We start from the raw sequence: 1,394 nt of genomic DNA, 5'->3' as shown, positions 1-1,394 counted from the left end.
TGTTTTCAACATTCATACAGCTAAATTAATGATATCCTTGCGTAACATCAGTTATCTAACATTTAAAAGTCAGAAAAATGAACAAAATAATTTTAGGTGACAATTCGGAACAGTCTGAAAACACCAACCACGAACCGAAAAAAGAGAATACAGTAAAACCCAATTTGTTTCAAGGAAGGACAGAGGCAGAAAAAGGAAATGCAAAATTTCCTGATTGGGATATTGTTCCACCAAATCAATTTATAAACCCAAGGATTAAAGCGCAGTAATGGCAGCACCGACAACATATTCGGAGTGGACAAATCTTCTCAATAAATTCGGCAATGGTGATGATACAGCATTAGAAGAATTGAGCAAAGGTAGTTTTACAGTTGATGCTGGAACAGCTTCTCGTTTCTATTCAAGAGTTGAAGAAGTCTATAAAAAGAGAAAACAAAGCTGGCTTGACAAATTCCAACGTTCGTTCCACGGGCAGAAAAATAATATTCTAAAATGGCAAATAAATCAGAATTTAAAACTTCGCTTTTGCGAATGTTCAGAGCAAGAATACCTTTTATATCAATCCGAAGCATCGAAAGAGCTAGAGTTTTAGAGGTTATTCAACAATTAGCGGAAGAAATTAATATCCCAATCTATGTTCACAGTTTATCGCACGGAACAATGGATATAAAATCCAAAAAGAGTGTAAATGATGACCGTTCCGTTGCAGGTGGTTTAGATTATGCTGTTCAGAACATTTCACAAAGACAGAATTTGACTTTTGTTTTTACGGAAGTAAGCGACATTGAAGATGACAACTTAGTGTTAGGTTAGATATGTTATGACGCATATATTTCGTATCTTTACAAAAAAACAATGATACGATACACGATTAAATTGACAAAGGAAGAAGTAGAGGAACTTCAGGCAATCATTAATAAAGGAAGCCATACTTCACAAACATTCCGTACTGCTTATATTCTGTTAAACTGCGATGAAGGCGAATATTCTGACAAAGTAACCAATGAACAGATTAGTAAAGTACTGAAAGTAGGGATGCGAACCATAGACAGAGTTAAGAAAAAATTTATTGAAGAGGGTTTCGAGCAAGTGCTGGAACGCAGACAGACAAGCCGAAAATATGAAATAAAGATAGACGGCGAGGTGGAAGCTAAATTGGTTGCACTATGCTGTAGCGAGCCACCCAAAGGATTTGCAAAATGGTCTTTGCGATTGTTAGCAGATAAGATGGTAGAGCTGAATTACGTGGACAGCATATCTTATGTTTCGGTTGGGAATGTTTTAAAAAAAATGAACTTAAGCCTTGGAAAGTAAAAGGTTGGGTAATTCCACCGGAAAAAAGTAGTGAGTTTGTAGCACATATGGAAAATGTATTGGATGTTTATAAAAGACCT

At 35.8% G+C, this 1,394-nt stretch carries 3 protein-coding genes and 1 pseudogene; all 4 read left to right on the top strand.

What is annotated here, in order from left to right; translation table 11 throughout:
- Positions 1-77 precede the first annotated feature (77 nt).
- The 4 genes and pseudogenes from LC115_08790 (at position 78) to LC115_08775 (ending at position 1,394) form a co-directional block, all read left to right on the top strand.
- Positions 78-269, top strand: a complete 192-nt coding sequence (locus LC115_08790) for a hypothetical protein (GenBank protein ID MCZ2356765.1) — start codon at positions 78-80, stop codon at positions 267-269.
- Positions 269-592 carry a hypothetical protein gene (locus LC115_08785; protein MCZ2356764.1) on the top strand — a complete coding sequence of 108 codons (324 nt, stop codon included), beginning with the start codon at positions 269-271 and terminating at the stop codon, positions 590-592. Before LC115_08790 ends, LC115_08785 begins: the two co-directional genes overlap by 1 nt.
- A 68-nt stretch (positions 593-660) precedes the next feature.
- On the top strand, positions 661-813 hold the full coding sequence (locus LC115_08780; protein ID MCZ2356763.1) for a hypothetical protein: 153 nt from the start codon (positions 661-663) through the stop codon (positions 811-813).
- A gap of 42 nt (positions 814-855) precedes the next feature.
- Positions 856-1,394, top strand: a pseudogene (locus LC115_08775) (helix-turn-helix domain-containing protein).

It is taken from the genome of Bacteroidia bacterium, assembly GCA_026932145.1.
In the GTDB taxonomy this organism is placed as follows: Bacteria; Bacteroidota; Bacteroidia; order J057; family JAIXKT01; genus JAIXKT01.
Note: the sequence above shows the minus strand (reverse complement) of the source record. Positions and strands in the feature narration are given on the sequence as shown.

Coding starts and splice junctions, on each gene's coding strand:
- LC115_08780 (MCZ2356763.1), top strand. CDS start 661: ATGGATATAAAATCCAAAAAGAGTGTAAATGATGACCGTTCCGTTGCA.
- LC115_08790 (MCZ2356765.1), top strand. CDS start 78: ATGAACAAAATAATTTTAGGTGACAATTCGGAACAGTCTGAAAACACC.
- LC115_08785 (MCZ2356764.1), top strand. CDS start 269: ATGGCAGCACCGACAACATATTCGGAGTGGACAAATCTTCTCAATAAA.